This window comes from Larkinella terrae (genome assembly GCF_009668025.1).
Lineage (GTDB): Bacteria > Bacteroidota > Bacteroidia > Cytophagales > Spirosomataceae > Larkinella > Larkinella terrae.
In genome coordinates, this window is the sequence record NZ_WJXZ01000011.1 from 182351 (window position 1) to 203263 (window position 20913).

The following is a 20913-nucleotide window of genomic DNA, read 5'->3' on the forward strand; positions in this document are numbered from 1 at the left end:
TAAAAATGGTTAGCGGGCGCATTCAAAAAAATGCGTCAGCAAGCACGCGTCAGCCAACCATTTTTAACCATTCAACCATTCAACCATTTCAACCATAAAAACCATTTTTAACCATCCAACCCATAAAAACCATTTAACCAACCAACCCTATGGCGGATTTATCGGCAAATTTTCTGGGTATCAAATCGCCCAATCCGTACTGGCTGGCGAGCGCTCCACCGACGGACAAGCAGTACAACGTCCTGCGGGCCTTCGAAGCGGGCTGGGGGGGCGTGGTCTGGAAAACGCTGGGGAGTCAGATCAAGAACGTGTCATCGCGCTATTCGTCAGTGAACTACAACGGAAACCGAATGATGGGCTTCAACAACATCGAGTTGATTTCGGACCGGCCGCTGGACATCAACCTCCGCGAAATTGCGGAATGCGTTCGGCTGTTTCCCGACCGTGCGATGGTGGTTTCGCTCATGGCCGACAACAGCCGCGAGAAATGGCACGAACTGATTGCGCAGGTCGAAGATACGGGTGCGCACGGCCTGGAGCTTAATTTCGGCTGTCCGCACGGCATGACCGAGCGCGGCATGGGCGCGGCCGTTGGGCAGGACCCCGACATTGCGCGAATGGTGGTGGAGTGGGTGATGGAAAAAGCCACAATTCCGGTCATTACGAAGCTGACGCCCAACGTGCATTCGGTGGTGCCGTCGGGCCGGGCGTCGGTGGAGGGCGGAACCAACGGTTTGTCACTGATCAATACCATTCAGTCCATTACGGGTGTCGATCTCGATACGCTGGTGCCCAATCCCTACGTGGCCGGGAAATCCGTTTTTGGGGGCTATTGCGGTCCGGCGGTCAAACCGGTCGCGTTGAAAATGCTGACCACATTGAGCCAGGACCCGGTTACGTCGCAAGTTCCGATTTCCGGCATCGGCGGGATCAGCACCTGGAAAGATGCGGCAGAGTTTATGTTGCTGGGTGCCACGACCGTACAGGTTTGCACGGCGGTGATGAAACACGGTTTTCGGATCATTGAAGACTTATGCGAAGGACTCAGCAACTGGATGGACGAAAAAGGCTTTAAAACCACCGACGACTTTATCGGAAAATCCGTACCGACCATTACGTACTGGGAAGATCTGGACATCAATTACCACATCGTCGCCCACATCAACCCCGACAAGTGCATCCGCTGCGGCCTTTGCTACATTGCCTGCGAAGATGCGTCGCACCAGTCGATCAACCTTTCTTACGGAAAACCGTACAATACCTATTCCGTTATCGAGGACGAATGCGTCGGCTGCAACCTCTGTAAGCTGGTTTGCCCGGTGGATAACTGCATCACGATGGTCGAGCAGCGCAGGGGTGATGATTACCTGAACTGGAAAGAATTTCAGCGCCGGGGGCTGCCATTGAACGACCATTGACGAATAAAAAGACATCTCCGGCGTAAAAATCGTCTGACAGACAGGTGATTGTTGGGTGATTTGAGGCTTTTTTTCGCTCTTAGCATAATTTTTTGCCCTTATATGAAGAACTACCGGGAAGAAACCGTTACTTTACATCTCCATTTTATTCTCGAAAATCATGCCAACGGGTACAGTTAAGTTTTTTAATGAAAACAAAGGATTCGGGTTTATCGTACCCGATGATGCAAGTGGAGACATTTTCGTCCACGTGTCTGCTTGCCAGGATCAATTACGGGAGCATGACAAAGTCACTTTCGAAGTAGAGCGCGGCCCGAAAGGGTTGAATGCAACGAACGTAAAGCGGGCCCGGTAACCATCGGCCGGTTAGTTTTCGGAGATGAGTTCTTGCAAAGCTAACCGGCTTTCCTTCTTCTTTTTAACGTCACAAACGCCGGTTGCCTGGCGAATTTTTGTGACCTTACCTGCCGAACCTTTTTGGGTTTTACCAAGTAAAAACCGTTGCCTCCCCGGTAATGGCAAAAGAAGTACACCCCTGAAATTGGGTTGAGCAAAGCTACGGCGCTCGCCGGGCCGTTCGAATAAGAACCGGTTTTTTCAATGTCTGCGCCAGGCTGGCTTCCGATCCGGTTTCGCCTTTTTGAATCTGGCGGACAACGTCCATGCCCTCTACCACGCGTCCAAAAGCCGCAAATCCCTGGCCATCCGGGTTTCGTTTTCCACCAAAATCCAGCTCGGGTTGATCGTTGATGCAGATAAAAAATTCCGAGGTCTCACTGTTGGGCTTGCTCCGCGCCATAGAAAGCGTGCCGTTCAAATGTTTCAGACCGGTTTTTTGCGTCGTTTCCTGCAAAATGGGCGGCAGTCGACGGGTCGAATCATTTTGCAAGCCACCCTGAATTACTTCAATTTTCACCGGACTATTGCTCTGGTTGTCCAGCCGGACCACGCGGTAAAACCGGCTTCCGTCGAAGCGTTTTTCATCGACATACCGGAGGAAATTAGCCACAGTACCAGGCGCTTTATCCGCGTATAGCTCAAGCGTAATTGGACCCGCTTCAGTGTCGAGCCGGACGCGCTGGGCGCTGGCGTTCCAGGCGATGAAGGCGAATATGAAAAGTAGGAAGTGCTTCATTGTTGTGGGGAGCGATCGCAGGAAGTTTATCGTTTAGTTTAATAGATTAAAAAACAACAATGCTATGAAAACCGCCAATTGTTAAATTTTTATAAAAAACACAAATAAGTCTATTTATTGTGCAAATTGTATTGAACAACCCGGTTTTAGTGATCAAAATATAATCATTAACCGAACATGAAAACGTTTCACTATTTTTTGCTGGCCGCCCTAGGTTTTTATTCAATATCTTCAAAAGCTCAGATTTTCAAAAATAGCACTTGGGGGATAACTACGGGGATTTCCAATACCAATGTCGGCTATATAAAACCATTTTCCCGCTATTCCATAACCGGTTTTAAAGTTGGGGTTTATGGACTGAAAGAACTCAATACCAATTATGAACTAACCTTTGCGGTCAATGCATCACGCTATGGCCAAAGAACTTATTTAACAACACGATTTATTTCCCCACCAAATTTGGATACAACTTTTTATAATATGTATGAAGAATATTTTACATACCTCACTTTCTATCCTCAACTGAGGTATTATCCGTTAAAATTCGGAAAAATTAAGCCTTTTATTGGATTCGGTTTATTTGCAGGGTATTTAATAAAGTCAAAAGGTTTTTCTTATACCGGAGATGGTCTATTAATCAGCACAACTGTCCAAACGCGAGGTTTTTATCGGCTCAACTATGGCGTAAATCTGGACTTGGGATTAAAAATTCATTTGGGTAAGTTAAAGAAACCGGTTTGGGTGGCTTTATCCTATGAACCTGGAATTGCAGATATTGTACATTCTCGGAGCAAAAATCCCGGATTTACTTACAAAACCAGCGCATATAGCCTGAACGTTTATTATCCTATTTCGTCGCGCTAATTGTGCTTCATTGCTAAAATTGAATAAAACATAAACATACCGCTGACAGGGTTTTCAACCGCTGTCAGGGCGCGGATACCTGACAGCGGTTGAAAACCCTGTCAGCGGCTTAACAAAAACCGGAATACAAGATAATCGTAAACCTGATTACAACTCCGATTGGACCAAAACAAAACCGGTCGGCTGAACAGGAAATCTTCCCGATCAGCCGACCGATTGCTTGGAATCAAGTCGAAATGAATCAGGCGGTAGCCCGGGTCAGTTTCGATTTGATGAATTGAAAAATAATCGGTGCCACTGACAAACCGATGATTCCGAAAATTACCAGTTCAAAATTATTTTTGATAATCGGCAGATTACCAAACAGATAGCCTAACATGCTTACTCCAACCACCCACAGAATGGCCCCGGCCACGCAGTAGCCGATGTACTTGGAATAATTCATACTGCCCGCACCGGCAACGAACGGCGCAATCGTGCGAACAATGGGAATAAACCGGGCCATAATTACCGTTTTGCCGCCGTGTTTCTGATAGAAATTCTCCGTTTCGGTGATGTATTCCCGCTTAAAAAACAGGATTCGTTCCCGCATTTTGATCTGCCCACCGAGAAATTTACCGACAAAATAATTGACGTTATCGCCCAGCAAAGCCGCAATGATCAACAGCGGAATCATGATTTTCATGTCCAGCGCGCCGGTCGATGCCGCGAGTGCTCCGGCGGCAAACAGCAGCGAATCGCCCGGCAGCAACGGCATGACGATCAGACCGGTTTCTACGAAAATAATCAGAAACAGAATCGCGTAGGTCAGCGTACCATATTCATTGATGATATCGGCCAAATGCTTGTCCAGGTGCAAAAAGAAGTCGAGAATCGACTGAATAACTTCCATACGTGTGAATCGATAGGTTGATTAGTGAGTCAGCCCGAGGCCGCTCAGAAAATGAGAAAACGTGTCACCGCGCAGCCCTAACCGGATGGTTTCCAGCGGGATCGCTTCATTCGGCGAAATATTGCCCAGGTTGACATTCGCGCCGAGCAATTTAACAAACCAGACTTGCTGTTCTTTCTGGGGGGCCTCCCAAATGATTTTTTCGGATGGAATTTGCGTCAGGATTTCTTCGACCAGCCCCTGCCGAACTTCGCCACTGGCCCGGAACAGGCCAACGGTTCCGCCTTCGCGTGCTTCGCCAATGACTTTCCAGGCACCCGCTTCCAGCTCGGCTTTCATCAGTTGAATCCATTTGTAGGGCGGAATAATTTTGGCTTCGTCTTTCGAACCCACTTCCGACAAAACCGTCACCTGCTTAGCTAACTCAGTGATATAATGACACTTGTCGTCGAGATTCATCTCAATGGAACCGTCCGACACTTCGGCATACTGCAAGTCGAAGGTATCAAGCACCCGCCGGTAGTCATCGAATTGCCCCCGAACCACAAAAGCTTCAAACAGCGTACCACCGAAATAGGCCGGAATGCCGGCATCCTTATAAATTTTGAGTTTTTCTTTCAGGTGGGGCGTAACGAATGACGTTGCCCAGCCTAGTTTCACAATATCAGTATACTCAGCCGAGGTAGACAGAAAATCTTCGACCTGTCTGATACTAAGTCCCTTGTCCATAACCATCGTCAGGCCGTGCTGCCGGGGTTTTACGGTCCGTTCCGGAATGTGGGAAAGCGTATAATTCATTTTGAGAGGATAGCGGATTAGCGCAAAAAACGCCTAAAAGTAACACAAGTCGTGCTACCTCCCAAGAAAATCCACGGATTATACTTGATTAAACCGTTTTTCACTTGGTTAAATGCTATTTTTGTCGAAAAATTTAGTGTATGTCAATCCCTGAAACCAACCCCCGGCTGCTTTTTTTCCGTTCCATGATTGGCCAGGATATGCGCCAAAGTCCTTCGCCCCTCGGCCGATGGCTCAATGGCACTATCCTGGCGGCCGAAGAGGGCTCGCTGACTGTGGCTTATGAGGTAAAGGAAGACATGACCAATCCCATGCGGATTCTGCACGGCGGAGCCGCAGCCGCCATTGCCGACGAACTGATTGGAACGACGGTTTACGCCCTGGGTCGGGAACATATTTACACCTCAGTGAATCTGAACGTCGATTTTCTGCACAGCGCCAAACTGGGCGAAACCGTCACGGCGCGGACGCAGGTGGTGCGGGCCGGCAAAAATATCGTTCACGCCGAATGCGTCATTACAGCCGCCGATGGCAAAATCATTGCCAAAGCCGCTTCAAATCTGATTCAAACCTCGATCAAGCATTAAACTTCATTATTCGTTATTCAATATTCAATATTCGCTATTTAATTCATAATCAGTTAAATAGCGAATATTGAATACTGAATAACGAATATTGAAGTTGGGTAACTGGCTGAAATACTGACGGTTTTATCAGACAGGCAACGGATTCAGACCCGGGTTTTTGCGTTGGTGCCAGTACGGATAAATCGGTTCCTTGTCGCTCGCGGCATCCAGTCTGGCTACCTGCTCTTTCGTTAAATTCCAGCCAATGGCGCCCAAGTTCTGGGTCAGTTGGTCTTCGGTTCGCGCGCCAATGACGATGCTGGAAACCGTGGGTCGCTGCAAGAGCCAGTTTAGGGCTACCTGCGCCACGGTTTTGCCGGTTTCAGCCGCCAGTTCGTCCAGCGTATCCATGATCCCAAACCAGTAGTTTTCCGACAAAACCGGTCCTTCGCCCCCACCCTGCGCAATCCGGCTGTCGGCGGGTGCCGGGTTGTTCCGGCGGTATTTACCACCCAATCGTCCGGCGGCCAACGGACTCCAGACCACCGTCCCGATGTTTTGATCGAGCGCCAGCGGCATCAGTTCCCATTCAAATTCGCGACTCAGCAGCGAATAATACGCCTGATGCGTCACGTATTTCGCCCAGCCGTAGCGTTCGGAAACCGACAGCGATTTCATCAGATGCCAACCCGAAAAATTGGAGCAGCCGATGTAGCGCACTTTTCCGCTCTGCACCAGGTCGTTCAATGCGCTCAGGGTTTCTTCCACCGGCGTGTTGCCGTCAAAACCGTGCATGTAATAGATGTCGATGTAATCGGTATTGAGCCGACGCAGGCTGTCTTCGCAGGCCTTCACGAGATGGAAACGCGAGGAGCCGAAATCGTTCGGGCCGTCGCCCATTTTAAACGTCGCCTTCGTCGAAATCAGGGCTTTATCGCGCAATCCGCTCAGGGCTTTGCCGAGAATTTCTTCCGAAAGCCCGCGTGAATAGACGTTGGCTGTATCGAAGAGTGTCAGGCCCGCGTCCAGGCATCGATTCACCAGCCGGGTTGCCTCGTCGACCTGCGTACTGCCCCAGGCTTTAAAAAATTCGGTTCCACCTCCGAACGTGCCGGTTCCAAAACTCAACACCGGAACCTTCAGCCCTGATGCTCCTAATTGTCTGTATTCCATATCATTACATCTAAAAACCAGCGATTGTTTCGCGGAGGTGAGCGGAGAAAAAAGGAGGTAAGCGGAGTTCATAAAAAAATCTCTGCCAAACTCCCTTTTTCTCCGCTCACCTCCGCGAAACAATCTTTTCTCCGGCGTCAATTTAGGAAATATCACTGCACGCCAGGCTATTTTTTCCAAATTCCGTCGTTAATTCGCTCCTACGGACAACGGTTTTTAACAACTCCACGCATATGAAAAACAGATGTAAACTAGCCCTGGCGGTTTTTCTTTTCCTGTCGACAACGGTTTTTGCCCAGTACGAAATGGCCTCATCGGTAGCCAACGGGGAAGCTTTGTTTCAATCCAATTTTTCCGCCATTAACAGCACGCTGCTGAATTCATACAGCAAAAAGAAATCGACTTCGGAAAAACCGCTTGCCCTGACTCCCTCGAAGCTCAAGGCGCTGGATTTCAGCCGGTCGTCTTCCATCAGCGAAAAAATCAAGAAGCTGTTTATCAACCAGATCACGCAGGCTAATCCGTCGGCAGAACCGCAACTGGAGCAGCTTTTCGCGAACAACCGGCTGGTAACGGAATTTGACAATTTGCTGGCGGGCTACGGTTTTTCCGGCCGGAATCTGGCCGACGCCCTGACCGCTTATCTGGTGATCAACTGGCAGATTGCCAACAACCAGGAATTCAATGATCCGAACGGCTTCAACAACGTTCGCCGGGTCATGCAGGTAGCGCTGTTGTCGTCGGAAGAACTGGCCGATTTACAGGACCGGGATAAGCAGACAATTGCCGAAACGATGGCGTACCAATCCCTGATCATGAGGACGGCCTACCAGGATCTGAAGAAAGCCAACAACCGCGCCGGGCTCGCCAATTTGCAGAAAATCGTGCATAAGAGCGTGAAAGACCTCGGTTTTGACCTGAAAGCCGTCCGCCTGACGAGCGCCGGTTTTGTTAAAAAGGTCCGGTGATGAATTGTTGGAAGTCTAACCCGGAAAACTTAATTTGAGGAGCCAAACCGTCTGTTGCCCCACTGCCGCCCGATTTTCTATGGAAATAGCTTCTTTTCTGATTGTCTTTTTTATGGTTCGGTACATCCGGAACTCGCTGCAAACCGCTCAGCAGTTTCCGGAATGGGACAGAATTCTGGTGATCGTTCAATACGCGGCTTCCGGTTTGCTGGCAGCCGAAATTTTCCTCGATACGGATTTCACCAAATGGATCTGGCACCTGATTTTGCTGGGTATGGTTGGGGCCGCTTACCTGCTGAAAGACTTCCGGCCGGTTCGAAACCTCTGGCTGGCCGTTGGCCCGTACATCCTGATATCGCTGTTTAGCGATATCGTGGCCCTGATCGATAAGGAAACTTACAAATCCATCAAGGATATCATCGACATCGCCCAGATTTTTGCGCTGGTGTGGCTGATTGCAACCTGGGTCAGCAGCCAGAAACAGCAGAAAGCACTCGAAAAAGAACGGCTGAAACGCTTGCAGGAAGAAGAACAAAGCCGCATCATTGCCGGCCAGAACGTGATGCTGGAACAGCTGGTGGCCGAACGGACCGCCGAACTGACCCGCCAGAAAGAAGAACTGGAGCAAACGCTGACAGAACTCAAAACCACGCAGGATCAGTTGATTCAGCGCGAAAAAATGGCCTCGCTCGGGGAACTGACCGCCGGAATTGCCCACGAAATCCAGAATCCGCTCAATTTCGTCAATAATTTCTCGGAAGTATCGGTCGAACTCATCGAGGAATTGAAGGAGGAACGGAAACGCGAAGACCGCGACCTGGAACTGGAAGACGAAATTCTGGGCGACATTGCGCAAAACCTGCAAAAAATTACCCACCACGGCAAACGCGCCGACTCGATTGTGAAGGGAATGCTGCAACATTCGCGCGCCAGCACGCCCCAGCAGGAACCGACCGACCTCAACAACCTCGCCGATGAATACCTGCGGCTGGCTTACCACGGGTTACGCGCCAACGATAAGTCGTTCAATGCCACGCTGGTGATGGATTTTGACGACAAACTGGGACTGGTATCGGTGGTGCCGCAGGACATGGGCCGGGTGCTGCTCAACCTGTTTACCAACGCCTTTTACGCGACGGAAGAAAAGCGAAAAACCGGTCTGGAAGGCTACCAGCCCAGGGTGCAGGTCAGCACGAAGCGGACGGAAGATCACCACATCGAAATCCGGGTGCGCGACAACGGCTGCGGGATTCCCCAGTCCGTCCTGAACAAAATTTACCAGCCTTTTTTCACGACCAAACCCACCGGGCAGGGCACCGGACTGGGGCTGTCGCTGAGCTATGATATTGTTACCAAGGGCCACCAGGGCGAGTTGACGGTCGATACGGAGGAAGGGAAATTTACCGAGTTCATCATTCGGTTACCTACATAAAGACCGACTTTGATTACCTTTGAATAGAGACGCACTTTTCTTTTTACAAATTCGCCTGAAATGAAAGTATTGGTTGTTGACGACGAAACCGACGTACAAGTACTCTTTGAACAGCGCTTCCGGCGCGAAATCCGGGGGGGAGAAATCAATTTCGCCTTCGCTCATTCGGGCGAGAAAGCGCTGGCCTACCTGAACGAACACGCGTCTGAATGTGTACTGATTCTGTCGGATATTAACATGCCCGGCATGAGTGGTCTGGAATTGTTGCGACTGATTAAAACCACTTATCCGGTTCCTCCGCCCGTCGTGATGATGATTACGGCCTATGGCGATGCCGACAGCTATGATCAGGCCATGCAGTTGGGAGCCGACGCGTTTCTGACGAAACCGCTCGACTTTACCAACCTGAAAGAAAAACTCAAAACCGTATTATGAAGTCTAAAATTCTGGTCGTGGATGACGAATCCGATCTGGAACTGCTGATCCGTCAGAAGTTTCGTCGTCAAATCCGCGAACTGCAATATGAGTTTGTTTTTGCGTTGAACGGCGTCGATGCGCTGGTCAAAATTCAACAGCATCCCGACATCGATGTGGTGCTGAGTGATATTAATATGCCCGAAATGGACGGTCTGACGCTGCTGGAAAAACTCAGCGAAGTAAGTCCGCTGACCAAAACCGTCATTGTTTCGGCCTACGGCGACATGGCCAACATCCGGACGGCCATGAACCGGGGCGCTTTCGACTTCATTACCAAACCCGTCAATTTCGAGGACCTGGACGTGACGATGCAGAAAACCATCCGGCACGTTTTGCAGCTTCGCGACACGCTGAAAGCCATCAAGGAAAACAACATTCTGCGGATGTACGTCGATGAATCGGTGCTGAATTTCATGGATCGCCGGGAGTTCGAATCGTCGCTGATGCAGAACGAAACCATTGAGGCCACGGCGGTTTTTATCGACATCTGCGGTTTTACGGCCATCACCGAACGGGAAAGCGCCGACACGGTCGTGAAACTGATCAACCTCTATTTCGACGTGATGGTGAAGGAAATCATCGCGCAGGGCGGTTTTGTCGACAAGTTTATGGGCGATGCCATCATGGCGGTTTTCCGGGGCGAATACCACCTCGACCGTGCCATCGAAGCCGCCCTGGCCGTCCGGAACCACATCGAGTCGATGGAAAAAACGACTCCCGAAGAGGCTATTTACACGCCGAAAGTCGCCATTGGCATCAACACGGGCGAAGTGATTTCGGGAAACATCGGCTCGGCCACGCTCCGGCGGCTGGATTACACGGTTATCGGCGACGTGGTCAATACCGCCCAGCGCCTGCAATCGTTCGCTCAGGAAGGCCAGATTATCATCAGCGATGCCGCCTATCAATTGGTCAAAGACTCGTTCCGCTGCGAACCGCTGGGGGAAGTTTTACTGAAAAACAAAGCCAAACCGGTGGCGGTTTATGCCGTTATTGAATAAGAAAACCGCCCGCTGACCGGTTTTTGTTCACTCCGGTAATTCTACGTTTGGCACCCCGCTTCCGACCGTTCACACAGTTTTTTATGAATAAACATAAACACTACTTGTTTACTAAACAGTGTTTAGTAGATTTGCATTGTTAATTAATAACTATGGGAATCACAGAGCGAAAAGAGCGCGAGAAAGAGGAAATGCGGAAACTGATTCTGCAGGGAGCCCAAAAGCTATTTTTGGAGAACGGTTTTGAAAAGGTGAGCATTCGCAACATTGCCGACGCGATTGAATACAGTCCTGCCACGATTTATCTCTATTACAAGGATAAAAACGATTTACTGTACGCCATTCACAACATCGGTTTTCAGAAAATGATCGCAGAGTTTCAGCCCGCGCTGAGCCTGGATGCTCCCTTTGATCGGCTGGTTGAGCTCGGTCGCCGGTATTTCCGGTTTGCATTCGAAAACCCGGAATTTTTCGATCTGATGTTTATCATGACGGCCCCGATCGACGCAATGGCCTGCCGGGATGACATTTGGGATGAGGGAAAAGCCGCTTTTGGAATACTCGTCAAATGTGTTCAGGACTGCATCGATACGGGCGTATTCAAGACCCGAGATGCCGAGGTGGCCTCGATGATGATCTGGAGTATGGTACATGGCAATACGGCGCTTTTTTTGCGGAAGCGGCTGGAAATGTTCGAGGAAAACCGCCGGAAAGAAGTGATGGAAGAAGCGTTCAACCTTTTTGTTGAAACCATTCGCAAAGGACTGTAAAAAATTTTTGCTTTTACTGAACAGTGTTAATTATATAATGTATGGTCAAAAAGGTACCGGTCAGCTACTTGCTGATTCTTTTATCCGCACTCATTCCACTGGCGGTTTCTGCGCAGACCGCACAAGCTCCTTCGGCCATTCTGGATGCTTATATTCAGGAAGGCTTACAAAGTAACCTCGCACTCAAACAGGAATCGCTCGAAATCAGCCGCGTCACGGAGTCGATCAATCAGGCGAAAGCCTTGTTTTATCCGCGGTTGACGTTCAATCCGACCTATTCGCTGGCGGCTGGCGGTCGGCGATTGCAGTTTCCGGTCGGCGATTTGCTCAACCCGGTTTACGCTACCCTGAATCAATATGTCGGTTCCGAACGGTTTCCGACCAACATCCCGAACGTCAACGAACTGCTGGCTCCCAACAATTTTCACGACACCAAAGTGAGCGTTCAATACGCGGTTTTCAATACTGATATCCAGTACAACTATTTGATTCAAAAAGATTTACTCTCTGCCCAGGAAGCCCGCAAACGCGTGGTCGAAAATGAGCTTCGCTACAACATTGCCACAGCCTATTACCAGTATTTACAAACCCTCGATGCGGTTCGGATCTACGAAAATAACCGTGCGGTTTTGCGCGAGCTGGCCAAACTGAACGACAAACTGGTTAGTAACAACGTGGCAACGAAAGACGTGGTTACCTCGACCCGTTACGAAATCAGCAAAATCGATCAGCAACTGGCGGTGGCCGACAAAAACCGCCAGAGCGCCAAAGCCTATTTTAACTTTCTGCTCAACCGCGACCTTTCCGCCGACATTCTTGCGGATTCGCTGCTGACCCGGACGCTGCCAGCCGCTCCGCCTGCCCTCGCCGATTTGCAGCAAACCGCCCTGCAGGGACGTCAGGAACTCAAGCAGCTCGGCGGTTCGCTCCGGGCCTCGCAAAACGCCATCAAGCTGAACGAAGCGTCCATCAGGTTGCCGAATGTCTATGTTGGCGGGAATGCTGGTTTTCAGGGATTTGGCTATACCTTTAGTAATCAGGCATATGTGGTCGGGCAGGTCGGTTTGTCCTGGGATTTGTTCAAAGGCTACGAAAAACGCTCGAAAGTGCAGCAGGCCAAAATTCAGACCGAGATCGTGCAAACCCGGCTGACGGAAGTAGAAAAACAGATTCAGTTGCAGGTGTTGCAGGCGTATTACGAACTGGATGCGGCCACGGAAAGTCTGACGGCTACGCAAAGCGGTCTGGCCAATGCCGAACAGACGTTCCGGCTCATCGACAGCAAATACCGCAACGGTCAGGCGCTGCTGGTCGAATACCTCCGCTTCCAGAACGACCGGCTAACGGCGCAGATTCAGCAGGTGCTGACGCGCTACGATGTGCTCACGAAACGGGCCGCGCTCGACCGGGCGACGGCTATTCAGTAAAATACACTTCCATTTATCCTCTAACGCATTGGTATCTAATCCACTACTTCAATGAAAGCGATTCAATTTATACTGATTTTCCTGCTGACCGGCGGCCTCTGGGCCTGCGGAACCAAGGCCGAAGAAAGCCGCGAGAAAAAACCGGTGGAGCAAACGGACGACGCGTCGATTCCGGTGAAACTGACCAAAGTAGAGTCGGTGGTCCGCTCGGAACCCGTGGTGGCGTCGGGGCTGGTGTCGTCGGCGGAAGAAGCGAAACTGTCGTTCAAGATCGGTGGCATTATTCAGAAAATCTACGTCGATGAAGGGCAGCCTGTTCGGAAAGGGCAGTTGCTCGCAACGCTGAATCTGACGGAAATCAACGCCCAGGTGAGCCAGGCTCAACTGGCCAACGAAAAAGCCGAGCGCGATCTCAGCCGGGTCAAAGCCCTGTATGCCGATACGGCGGCCACGCTCGAACAGTTGCAGAATGCCACGACGGGCCATAACGTTGCGCAGCAAAACCTGACGATTGCCCAGTTCAACCAGAATTACGCCCAAATCCGATCGACGGTCGACGGAACCGTGACGCGCAAGTTTCTGAACGAAGGCGAATTTACATCGGCGGGCGCACCGGCTTTCATGATTTCATCGACCCGGAAAAACGACTGGGTTGTTCGGGTCGGTGTGGCCGATAAAGACTGGGCGCGGCTGAAGGTGGGAAACCGGGCTACCGTCACGCTGGATGCTTATCCCGACAAAACGTTTACGGGTACGGTTAGCGAAATGGCGCAAGCCGCCGACCCAACGAACAAGTTATACGAAGTAGAGATTCGGATCAATCCCGGCGCGGTCAAATTCGCACCCGGTTTATTTGCCAAAGTGAGCCTGCAACCCGCCCAAAGCCGCAGCTACGCCCTGGTGCCGATTGAAGCCATTGTGGAAGGAAACGGCAAAGACGGTTTTGTGTTCGTCCTGACCGACGACCAGAAGCACGTCCGCAAAACCCCGGTCCAGATCGGATTTATCGACAACGACAAAGTACTGTTAACGAACGGTTTAGCTGGCATTCTGAATGTCGTCACCGCCGGTTCTGCCTACCTGACTGAAACGTCTTCGGTGAAATTAATGAACAATTAACAATGAATAATGAACGGGGATATGGAAGACTTTTTGGGTGATTTTGAGGTAACTGAACCGGGAAATCCGTATGTGCCAAAGCCTAATGCCGTATTGGAAAAGTCGTTCTCGTTTTCGGTTCGAATTGTGAATCTTTATAAATGGCTTTTCAAAAACCATAAAGATATTTTGCCAATTGCGCGACAAATTTTGCGTAGTGGAACTTCAATAGGCGCTAACGCTGAAGAGGCCGTTAGCGCCTATTCAAAAAAAGAATTTGCTGCCAAATTGCAAATCTCATTGAAAGAATCCCGCGAAACGGATTACTGGCTCCGTCTATTACACACGACCGGTTATCTCGATAATGCAATGTTCAATTCGTTGAAAGATGATAACAAAGAATTGATCCGAATGCTTACAACAATCCTAAAAACAACAAAACAGGAATAAAACTACCACCTCCATTTTGTTCATTGTTCATTATTAATTGTTCATTCAAATTATGAACTTATCCGAATTTTCCGTCAAGAACTGGCAGTTTATGCTGGTCGTGTTCATCGCCGTGGTGGCGCTGGGCGTCAATTCGCTGTTCAATATGCCGCGGGGGGAAGATCCCGAGTTTACGGCGCCTTCCTTCGCCGTCGTGATCGTGTATCCGGGTACCGACGCGCAGGACATGGAAGAACTGGTCGTCGACCCGGCCGAGGCCCGGTTCAATGCCCTGGACGATATCAGTCACGTCATCACCACCATCGACGACGGCCTGGCGGTTTTGCGCGTGGAATACGATTACGGTTCCGACGCCGACGAAAAATACCAGGAAATGGTGCGGGAAGTCAACGCACTCCGGGCACAATTGCCGCCGGATATTTTCAACATTGAAATCAAAAAGTTCTCGCCAACGGATGTCAGCATTGTCCAGATTGCGTTGCAGTCGGAAGTGGCTTCGAACAAGGAGCTGGGCGACTACGCGGACGAGTTGAAGGAGCGCCTGGAGAAAGTCAAAAGCCTGAAAGGCGTGGAAGACTGGGGCTATCCGGCCAGCACGGTTCGCATTTCGCTGAACATCGAAAAAATGGCGCAGGAAGGCATTCCGGTCAACCGGCTGGTGGGCGCTCTGCAGGCCGAAAACCTGAACATTCCGGGGGGTAGCCTGCAGGCCGGGACGCGCAAATTCAACGTCAAAACCAGTGGTGATTATCAGTCGCTGGACGAAATCCGGAATACCGTGGTGTCGACCAATGGTCAGAAAATCATTTACTTACGCGACATTGCCGAGGTCGATTTCAATTACGAAGAAGAAACCCACATTACCCGCCTGAACGGCCACCGGGCGGTTTTGGTAACGGCGGGGCAGAAAATGGGCGAAAACATCGCCAAGGTCGGTGAACAGTTGAATCCGGTGATCGAGAATTTTGCCAAAACGCTGCCGCCCCACATCAAGCTCGTTAAAAACTTCGATCAGGCCGCCAGCGTCAACGCCCGGCTGAGCCGGTTTGCCAAAGATTTCGGCATCGCCATTTTGCTGGTGGCGCTGACGCTTTTACCGCTCGGCATCCGGGCGGCCATTGTCGTCATGATTTCCATACCGCTGTCGCTGTCGATTGGCCTGTCGTTGCTGAACATGTTCGGTTTCAGTATCAATCAGTTAAGTATCGTAGGCTTGATTGTGGCGCTGGGTATTCTGGTCGATGACTCGATTGTGGTCGTCGAAAACATTGAACGGTATTTGCGGGACGGCTTTTCGAAACGGGACGCGGCCATCCGGGCGACCAAACAGATTACGCTGGCCGTTATTGGCTGTACGGTTACGTTGATTCTGGCCTTTTTGCCGCTGATGTTCCTGCCCGAAGCCTCCGGTGATTTCATCCGGTCGCTGCCAACGGCGGTGGTGACAACCATCCTGGCGTCGTTGCTGGTTTCGCTGACCATCGTTCCTTTCCTTTCCAGCCGGATTTTGAAGGAAGAACACAACCCGGAAGGAAACATTTTCATGCGGGCGCTGAAGAAATTGATCAGCGGTTCGTACAGCAAACTGTTACACAGTGCCTTACGCCATCCGGTTATTACGCTGCTGGGCGCGTTGGCAATCTTCGGAGGAGCGCTGGCGCTGGTGCCAAAAGTGGGGTTTGCGTTGTTTCCGGCGTCCGAAAAACCGCAGTTTCTGATCAACATCGAAACGCCGGAAGGAACCAGTTTACAGGAAACCAACCGCGTGGCCCGCTACGTAGAGAGCCAATTGGGTCAGGAACCGGATGTGAAGTATTTCACGACCAATGTCGGCAAGGGAAATCCCCGGATTTACTACAACATTATCCAGCGGAATGAAGCTACGAACTTCTCGCAGTTCTTTGTGCAGCTCCACGATATGCCGCCCGCCCAGAAACGCCAACTCATTGACCAGATGCGGGATAAATTCAAATATTATCCCAACGCCAAGATTGAGGTCAAGGATTTTGAACAGGGACCCGATCAGGAAGCGCCGGTCGCGATCCGATTGTTCGGCGAAAATCTGGACAGCCTTCGGACGGTGGCCGCCAATGTGGAAAAAATCCTGAAAACCACTCCGGGTTTGATTTACATCAACAACCCGCTGGCGACCCGCAAAACCGATCTGCGCGTTAAAATCAACAAGGAAAAAGCCGGGATGCTGGGCATGTCGGTTGCCGACATCAACCGCACGATCCGCCTGGCAATTGCCGGTTTGAATGTGGGCGTCTATAAAGACCTCGACGGCGACGATTACCAGATCAACGTAACACTTCCCAAAGGTAAAGTTGCCGACCTACGGGTGCTTAACAACCTGTATGTCAATACCCAAACGGGCAGTTCGGTGCCGCTTCGCCAGATTGCCGATCTGCAATTCGAAACGTCGACCAACCAGATCCGGCACTACGACAAGGACCGGTACGTGACGGTTACCGGTTTTGTAAAGAGCGGTTATCTTGTTGATAATGTCTATAATGAAGTGATTCAGAAACTTGACGCGTTGAAATTTCCGGACGGTTTTCATTACAAGGCTGCCGGTGAGCTGGAAAGCCGGGAAAAATCGTTCGGCGGTTTAGGCACCATCATCCTGATCACGGTTTTCGGTTTTCTGGCCGTGTTGATTCTGGAATTCGGCACGTTCAAAAGTACACTGATTGTGCTGTCGGTCATTCCGTTGGGAATCATTGGGGCCATTGCAGCGCTCCTGCTGTCCGGAAACCCGTTCTCGTTCGTTGCCGTGATCGGTTTGATTGCCCTGATCGGTATTGAAGTCAAGAACTCGATTCTGCTGGTCGATTTTACCAACCAGCTCCGGGCGGGCGGCATGCCGCTGATCGAAGCCATTGAACAGGCGGGTGAAATCCGGTTTGTTCCCATCGTGCTGACTTCCTTAACGGCCATTGGCGGTCTGATCCCGCTGGCGATTGAAGGAAACCCGCTCTACTCGCCCCTGGCCCTGGTCTTGATTGGCGGTTTAATCAGTTCGACCTTGCTCTCCCGAATCGTCACCCCGGTTTTGTATAAATTACTGCCGCCCCGCGTCGACGTAAAAATACCGGAAACTGAGAGCGAGCCCGAATTAATAGCTTAATCGACAAAACACAAGAGAACAATCGGTTTATTTTATATTGAATAACAGACTCGTAATTAGTAACTTTATGCATAATAATTACGAGTCTTTTTATATTAAATTGATTCTAATAGTAAATATTAAGTGATCAAAAATTGAACTTTATTCCATATCGGCAAAAAAAATATGAAAATATATTTGCATTTATATTGCAGTTATCTAAACAATTATTAATCTTTGTCCCAATGAAATAATCAACGCAATTATGAAAAAAATAAAGACTATCACCAATGGCAATAGTCTTTACGGTTCTTGTAGTTATAACATTATGACACTTTAATTAAAAAACAAAGAGGCTATATTTGTTTGTTTAATTTAAGTAGAACAAATTTAACACGTTCTATTCGAAACATAGTTGCTATAAAGCAATTTTACACTTACTATACAGCAACTTTTAATTCGTTTTTAACTAAGTAGCCCTACTTTTATTTTCTGCCCTCTCAGCCTGCTTAACGTAAAACGAGAGAGCCCTAAATACGAAGCAATGTGTTTTAAGGGCGTTCTTGCGCAGATATCGGGGTATTGCTGACAGAAGCGGTAATATCTTTCCTCGGCGTTGAGCATTCTGAGCGATCGAATGCGTTCGTCGAAGATGACCAGGTATTTTTCGCAGAGAACCCGGCCAATCATGTTGGTAATTGGATGTTTATAATAAAGTCGTTGTAAATCCGGGTAAGAAATAAACAATAATTGCGAATCTTCGAGTAATTCCAGACTTTCCGACGATGGTACCTGCTTGAAAAAGCTATAGGTCGACAAGGCAATATCCCCTTCAGCCGCAATCCAGGAAGTCACTTCTTTTCCTTCCACATAATAATAACTCCTTACTAAGCCCTGACCGATATAAAATAATTTATCAGCTACTTCTCCTATTGATACCAGGTGCGTTCCTTTCGGCAATTTCTGAACAATTAAATGTTGTCGAATAATACAGACAATCTCTTCATTTATCGGACAACTTTCCAGCAGTGATTCCAGAAATTTGGCATAAAATTGTTCTTTCATCGGGCTAGGGAGTCTATTTTCTTAATTTTTATTTCCTTGTTGAAGAAATAGACGTAGCATCTTGATATAAGTCACACATTTTATAAGAAATAAAAAATCAGGCCTATTTTTATCGATTATTCAACCCATTAAGGATAACCTTACTATTTATTGGTAACAAATAGCTCTTTATTTGCTCCTTAAGAAAAACAATATCCATAAAATGATGTTTAATAAATCCTAAACACTTTCCAAAGTATGTTACTATTTTTTGCAATACAGTTAATGACACTTTCTTGTTTTAATTCGGAAGCGAAGTTGAACGTGACGATTGAAAATATCAGACATTCTACCGGTCAAATTCGGGTTGGCCTGTATGCGGCCTGCGAGAATTTTCCGATGGGGTGCAAACCCATTGCCAGTCAGGTCATTGATGCCAGCGGCAATAACGTCCACCTGGCGTTTGATGTAAAACCGGGTGACTACGCGGTTGCCCTTTTCCACGATGTGAACGGGAACGGAAAACTGGACAAGAATTTATTTGGCATTCCGAAAGAACCTTATGGATTCAGTAATAATTACCGCCCGCGTGTATCGGGACCGGTTTTTGCCGACTGCCGGGTGCGCCTTGGTGCGTCAGAAAAAACGATTTCAATAAAATTAATCTGACGTTCAGAAGTTTTTTAGTAACTTTACCCGGCAAATAACATATCCTGCTTATTTGCCATGAGCTTAGACTCCTCAAAATTCCTCTACGAAGCGCTTACTTACGACGACGTTCTTCTTTTGCCTGCTTTTTCGGAGGTTCTCCCCCGCGATACCCAGACAACCACCCAATTGACCCGCAACATCCGGCTGAACATTCCGCTTATTTCGGCGGCAATGGACACCGTCACGGAGTCTGAACTTGCGATCGCGATGGCGCAGGAAGGTGGGATCGGGATTATTCACAAAAACATGAGCATCGAACTGCAGGCGGAACAGGTTCGGAAAGTGAAACGCTCGGAAAGCGGGATGATTATCGACCCGATTACGCTAACGGAGGGCGCCACTCTGGCCGACGCCCACCAGATCATGCGGGAATCGAAAATCGGCGGTATTCCAGTCGTCGATGCGTCTAATAAACTCATCGGGATTCTGACCAACCGCGACCTGCGCTTCCAGACCGAACTCTCGAAGCCCGTCACGGACATCATGACCCGGACGAACCTGATTACGGCCCGGGAACGCATCACGCTCGAAGAAGCTGAAAGTATCCTGCAACAGTATAAAATTGAAAAACTGCCGATTGTCGACGATCAAAACCGCCTGGTCGGTCTGATTACCTACAAGGATATCCTGAAGAAGAAAAACCACCCCAACGCCTGTAAAGATGAACTGGGGCGGTTGCGCGTGGGCGCGGCCGTGGGCGTGACGCCCGACTTGACCCGGCGCATCGAAGCCCTGGTAAAAGCCGGTGTCGACGTGATCAGCGTCGATACGGCGCACGGTCATTCGCAGGGCGTGATCGACGCCGTCCGGAATATTAAAAAGCAATTTCCGAAACTGGAAGTCATTGCCGGAAACGTGGCCACGGGCGCAGGTGCCAAAGCCTTAGCCGACGCCGGTGCTGATGCCGTAAAAGTGGGCGTTGGGCCGGGCAGTATCTGTACCACCCGGATTATTGCCGGGATCGGGATGCCGCAGCTAACGGCGGTTTATGAATCGGCGAAGGCGCTGAAAGGCACGGGCGTTCCGGTCATTGCCGACGGCGGTATTCGCTTTTCGGGTGATATTACGAAGGCGATTGCCGGTGGCGCGTATACGGTGATGGTAGGTTCGCTGCTGGCCGGAACCGAAGAAGCGCCGGGCGAAGTGGTGCTCTACGAAGGTCGCCGGTTTAAAACGTACCGGGGTATGGGCTCGGTGGAAGCGATGGAAGAAGGTTCCAAAGATCGGTATTTCCAGGATGCGGAAGACGACATCAAAAAGCTGGTTCCGGAAGGCATCGTCGGCCGGGTGCCCATCAAAGGCCGTGTGGCCGAGATTATTTATCAACTGGTCGGTGGTTTGAAAGCCGGAATGGGCTATTGCGGTGCCAAAGATATTGAAACGCTGCAGGACGCTAAGTTCGTAAAAATCACCTCCGCAGGTGTTCGCGAAAGCCACCCGCACGATATCCAGATTCAGAAAGAAGCCCCGAATTATTCGTCGCGGTAAAAACTATAATCGTATCTGGGGACCGCCAGTTGGTCCCCAGACACGAGAATTTTTGTGAAATATAATCCCGCAGTTTTTCAAGGCAGACAATA

The 20913-nt window shown here is 49.7% G+C and carries 20 protein-coding genes; 15 read left to right on the plus strand and 5 right to left on the minus strand.

What is annotated here, in order from left to right:
• Positions 1-149: 149 nt before the first annotated feature.
• Together preA and GJJ30_RS18245 are read left to right on the plus strand one after the other, a co-directional pair.
• Entirely contained in the window at positions 150-1418 is a 1269-nt protein-coding gene (preA, locus tag GJJ30_RS18240) for an NAD-dependent dihydropyrimidine dehydrogenase subunit PreA (protein WP_154176617.1), read from the plus strand.
• A 160-nt stretch (positions 1419-1578) separates the two neighbouring features.
• Positions 1579-1773 (plus strand): cold-shock protein, encoded by a 195-nt coding sequence (locus tag GJJ30_RS18245; protein WP_124878847.1) that lies wholly within the window; start codon positions 1579-1581, stop codon positions 1771-1773.
• A gap of 201 nt (positions 1774-1974) precedes the next feature.
• Here GJJ30_RS18245 and GJJ30_RS18250 read toward each other — a convergent pair whose 3' ends face one another.
• Positions 1975-2553: a peptidylprolyl isomerase gene (locus GJJ30_RS18250; protein ID WP_154176618.1), complete on the minus strand. Its 579-nt coding sequence runs from the start codon at positions 2551-2553 to the stop codon at positions 1975-1977.
• A gap of 177 nt (positions 2554-2730) precedes the next feature.
• Here GJJ30_RS18250 and GJJ30_RS18255 point away from each other — a divergent pair, with 177 nt between their 5' ends.
• Entirely contained in the window at positions 2731-3417 is a 687-nt protein-coding gene (locus tag GJJ30_RS18255) for an outer membrane beta-barrel protein (protein ID WP_154176619.1), read from the plus strand.
• A gap of 241 nt (positions 3418-3658) precedes the next feature.
• Here GJJ30_RS18255 and GJJ30_RS18260 read toward each other — a convergent pair whose 3' ends face one another.
• A complete protein-coding gene (locus GJJ30_RS18260; protein ID WP_154176620.1) occupies positions 3659-4309 on the minus strand; it encodes a DedA family protein in 651 nt (216 codons plus the stop codon).
• A 21-nt stretch (positions 4310-4330) separates the two neighbouring features.
• Complete coding sequence (locus GJJ30_RS18265; RefSeq protein WP_154176621.1) at positions 4331-5107, minus strand: phosphosulfolactate synthase; 777 nt, start codon at positions 5105-5107, stop codon at positions 4331-4333.
• Between the two features lie 140 nt (positions 5108-5247).
• Between GJJ30_RS18265 and GJJ30_RS18270 the strand changes: the two genes are divergently transcribed.
• Positions 5248-5694, plus strand: a complete 447-nt coding sequence (locus tag GJJ30_RS18270) for a PaaI family thioesterase (RefSeq protein ID WP_229313224.1) — start codon at positions 5248-5250, stop codon at positions 5692-5694.
• Positions 5695-5820: 126 nt separating this feature from the next.
• On the opposite strand, the gene GJJ30_RS18275 is transcribed toward GJJ30_RS18270, so the two are convergent.
• A complete protein-coding gene (locus tag GJJ30_RS18275) occupies positions 5821-6846 on the minus strand; it encodes an aldo/keto reductase (protein ID WP_154176622.1) in 1026 nt (341 codons plus the stop codon).
• A 233-nt stretch (positions 6847-7079) separates the two neighbouring features.
• On the opposite strand from GJJ30_RS18275, the gene GJJ30_RS18280 reads away from it, so the two are divergent.
• From GJJ30_RS18280 to GJJ30_RS18320, 9 genes are all read left to right on the plus strand, one after another.
• On the plus strand, positions 7080-7814 hold the full coding sequence (locus GJJ30_RS18280) for a DUF6683 family protein (RefSeq protein ID WP_154176623.1): 735 nt from the start codon (positions 7080-7082) through the stop codon (positions 7812-7814).
• Positions 7815-7893: 79 nt separating this feature from the next.
• On the plus strand, positions 7894-9246 hold the full coding sequence (locus GJJ30_RS18285) for an ATP-binding protein (protein WP_154176624.1): 1353 nt from the start codon (positions 7894-7896) through the stop codon (positions 9244-9246).
• Positions 9247-9306: 60 nt separating this feature from the next.
• Positions 9307-9681 (plus strand): response regulator, encoded by a 375-nt coding sequence (locus GJJ30_RS18290; protein ID WP_154176625.1) that lies wholly within the window; start codon positions 9307-9309, stop codon positions 9679-9681.
• On the plus strand, positions 9678-10724 hold the full coding sequence (locus GJJ30_RS18295; protein ID WP_154176626.1) for an adenylate/guanylate cyclase domain-containing protein: 1047 nt from the start codon (positions 9678-9680) through the stop codon (positions 10722-10724). Before GJJ30_RS18290 ends, GJJ30_RS18295 begins: the two co-directional genes overlap by 4 nt.
• Positions 10725-10876: 152 nt before the next feature.
• Entirely contained in the window at positions 10877-11494 is a 618-nt protein-coding gene (locus GJJ30_RS18300; protein WP_154176627.1) for a TetR/AcrR family transcriptional regulator, read from the plus strand.
• Positions 11495-11535: 41 nt separating this feature from the next.
• Complete coding sequence (locus tag GJJ30_RS18305) at positions 11536-12921, plus strand: TolC family protein (RefSeq protein WP_154176628.1); 1386 nt, start codon at positions 11536-11538, stop codon at positions 12919-12921.
• A gap of 51 nt (positions 12922-12972) precedes the next feature.
• Positions 12973-14040: an efflux RND transporter periplasmic adaptor subunit gene (locus GJJ30_RS18310; protein ID WP_154176629.1), complete on the plus strand. Its 1068-nt coding sequence runs from the start codon at positions 12973-12975 to the stop codon at positions 14038-14040.
• Positions 14041-14061: 21 nt separating this feature from the next.
• Positions 14062-14469 carry a four helix bundle protein gene (locus tag GJJ30_RS18315; protein ID WP_229313226.1) on the plus strand — a complete coding sequence of 136 codons (408 nt, stop codon included), beginning with the start codon at positions 14062-14064 and terminating at the stop codon, positions 14467-14469.
• Positions 14470-14521: 52 nt separating this feature from the next.
• Positions 14522-17599: an efflux RND transporter permease subunit gene (locus GJJ30_RS18320; protein WP_154176631.1), complete on the plus strand. Its 3078-nt coding sequence runs from the start codon at positions 14522-14524 to the stop codon at positions 17597-17599.
• A gap of 444 nt (positions 17600-18043) precedes the next feature.
• Here GJJ30_RS18320 and GJJ30_RS18325 read toward each other — a convergent pair whose 3' ends face one another.
• Positions 18044-18643, minus strand: coding sequence for a Crp/Fnr family transcriptional regulator (locus tag GJJ30_RS18325; protein ID WP_154176632.1), 600 nt, complete (start codon positions 18641-18643; stop codon positions 18044-18046).
• A gap of 264 nt (positions 18644-18907) precedes the next feature.
• Between GJJ30_RS18325 and GJJ30_RS18330 the strand changes: the two genes are divergently transcribed.
• Together GJJ30_RS18330 and guaB are read left to right on the plus strand one after the other, a co-directional pair.
• Positions 18908-19291 (plus strand): DUF2141 domain-containing protein, encoded by a 384-nt coding sequence (locus GJJ30_RS18330; protein WP_229313228.1) that lies wholly within the window; start codon positions 18908-18910, stop codon positions 19289-19291.
• A 57-nt stretch (positions 19292-19348) separates the two neighbouring features.
• Positions 19349-20821, plus strand: coding sequence for an IMP dehydrogenase (gene guaB, locus GJJ30_RS18335; protein WP_154176634.1), 1473 nt, complete (start codon positions 19349-19351; stop codon positions 20819-20821).
• The last annotated feature ends 92 nt before the right edge of the window (positions 20822-20913 follow it).

What these genes read in the sequence shown, in the direction of transcription:
- preA (WP_154176617.1), top strand. Translation starts at nt 150, where the DNA reads ATGGCGGATTTATCGGCAAATTTTCTGGGTATCAAATCGCCCAATCCG.
- GJJ30_RS18245 (WP_124878847.1), top strand. Translation starts at nt 1,579, where the DNA reads ATGCCAACGGGTACAGTTAAGTTTTTTAATGAAAACAAAGGATTCGGG.
- GJJ30_RS18250 (WP_154176618.1), bottom strand. Translation starts at nt 2,553, where the DNA reads ATGAAGCACTTCCTACTTTTCATATTCGCCTTCATCGCCTGGAACGCC.
- GJJ30_RS18255 (WP_154176619.1), top strand. Translation starts at nt 2,731, where the DNA reads ATGAAAACGTTTCACTATTTTTTGCTGGCCGCCCTAGGTTTTTATTCA.
- GJJ30_RS18260 (WP_154176620.1), bottom strand. Translation starts at nt 4,309, where the DNA reads ATGGAAGTTATTCAGTCGATTCTCGACTTCTTTTTGCACCTGGACAAG.
- GJJ30_RS18265 (WP_154176621.1), bottom strand. Translation starts at nt 5,107, where the DNA reads ATGAATTATACGCTTTCCCACATTCCGGAACGGACCGTAAAACCCCGG.
- GJJ30_RS18270 (WP_229313224.1), top strand. Translation starts at nt 5,248, where the DNA reads ATGTCAATCCCTGAAACCAACCCCCGGCTGCTTTTTTTCCGTTCCATG.
- GJJ30_RS18275 (WP_154176622.1), bottom strand. Translation starts at nt 6,846, where the DNA reads ATGGAATACAGACAATTAGGAGCATCAGGGCTGAAGGTTCCGGTGTTG.
- GJJ30_RS18280 (WP_154176623.1), top strand. Translation starts at nt 7,080, where the DNA reads ATGAAAAACAGATGTAAACTAGCCCTGGCGGTTTTTCTTTTCCTGTCG.
- GJJ30_RS18285 (WP_154176624.1), top strand. Translation starts at nt 7,894, where the DNA reads ATGGAAATAGCTTCTTTTCTGATTGTCTTTTTTATGGTTCGGTACATC.
- GJJ30_RS18290 (WP_154176625.1), top strand. Translation starts at nt 9,307, where the DNA reads ATGAAAGTATTGGTTGTTGACGACGAAACCGACGTACAAGTACTCTTT.
- GJJ30_RS18295 (WP_154176626.1), top strand. Translation starts at nt 9,678, where the DNA reads ATGAAGTCTAAAATTCTGGTCGTGGATGACGAATCCGATCTGGAACTG.
- GJJ30_RS18300 (WP_154176627.1), top strand. Translation starts at nt 10,877, where the DNA reads ATGGGAATCACAGAGCGAAAAGAGCGCGAGAAAGAGGAAATGCGGAAA.
- GJJ30_RS18305 (WP_154176628.1), top strand. Translation starts at nt 11,536, where the DNA reads ATGGTCAAAAAGGTACCGGTCAGCTACTTGCTGATTCTTTTATCCGCA.
- GJJ30_RS18310 (WP_154176629.1), top strand. Translation starts at nt 12,973, where the DNA reads ATGAAAGCGATTCAATTTATACTGATTTTCCTGCTGACCGGCGGCCTC.
- GJJ30_RS18315 (WP_229313226.1), top strand. Translation starts at nt 14,062, where the DNA reads ATGGAAGACTTTTTGGGTGATTTTGAGGTAACTGAACCGGGAAATCCG.
- GJJ30_RS18320 (WP_154176631.1), top strand. Translation starts at nt 14,522, where the DNA reads ATGAACTTATCCGAATTTTCCGTCAAGAACTGGCAGTTTATGCTGGTC.
- GJJ30_RS18325 (WP_154176632.1), bottom strand. Translation starts at nt 18,643, where the DNA reads ATGAAAGAACAATTTTATGCCAAATTTCTGGAATCACTGCTGGAAAGT.
- GJJ30_RS18330 (WP_229313228.1), top strand. Translation starts at nt 18,908, where the DNA reads ATGACACTTTCTTGTTTTAATTCGGAAGCGAAGTTGAACGTGACGATT.
- guaB (WP_154176634.1), top strand. Translation starts at nt 19,349, where the DNA reads ATGAGCTTAGACTCCTCAAAATTCCTCTACGAAGCGCTTACTTACGAC.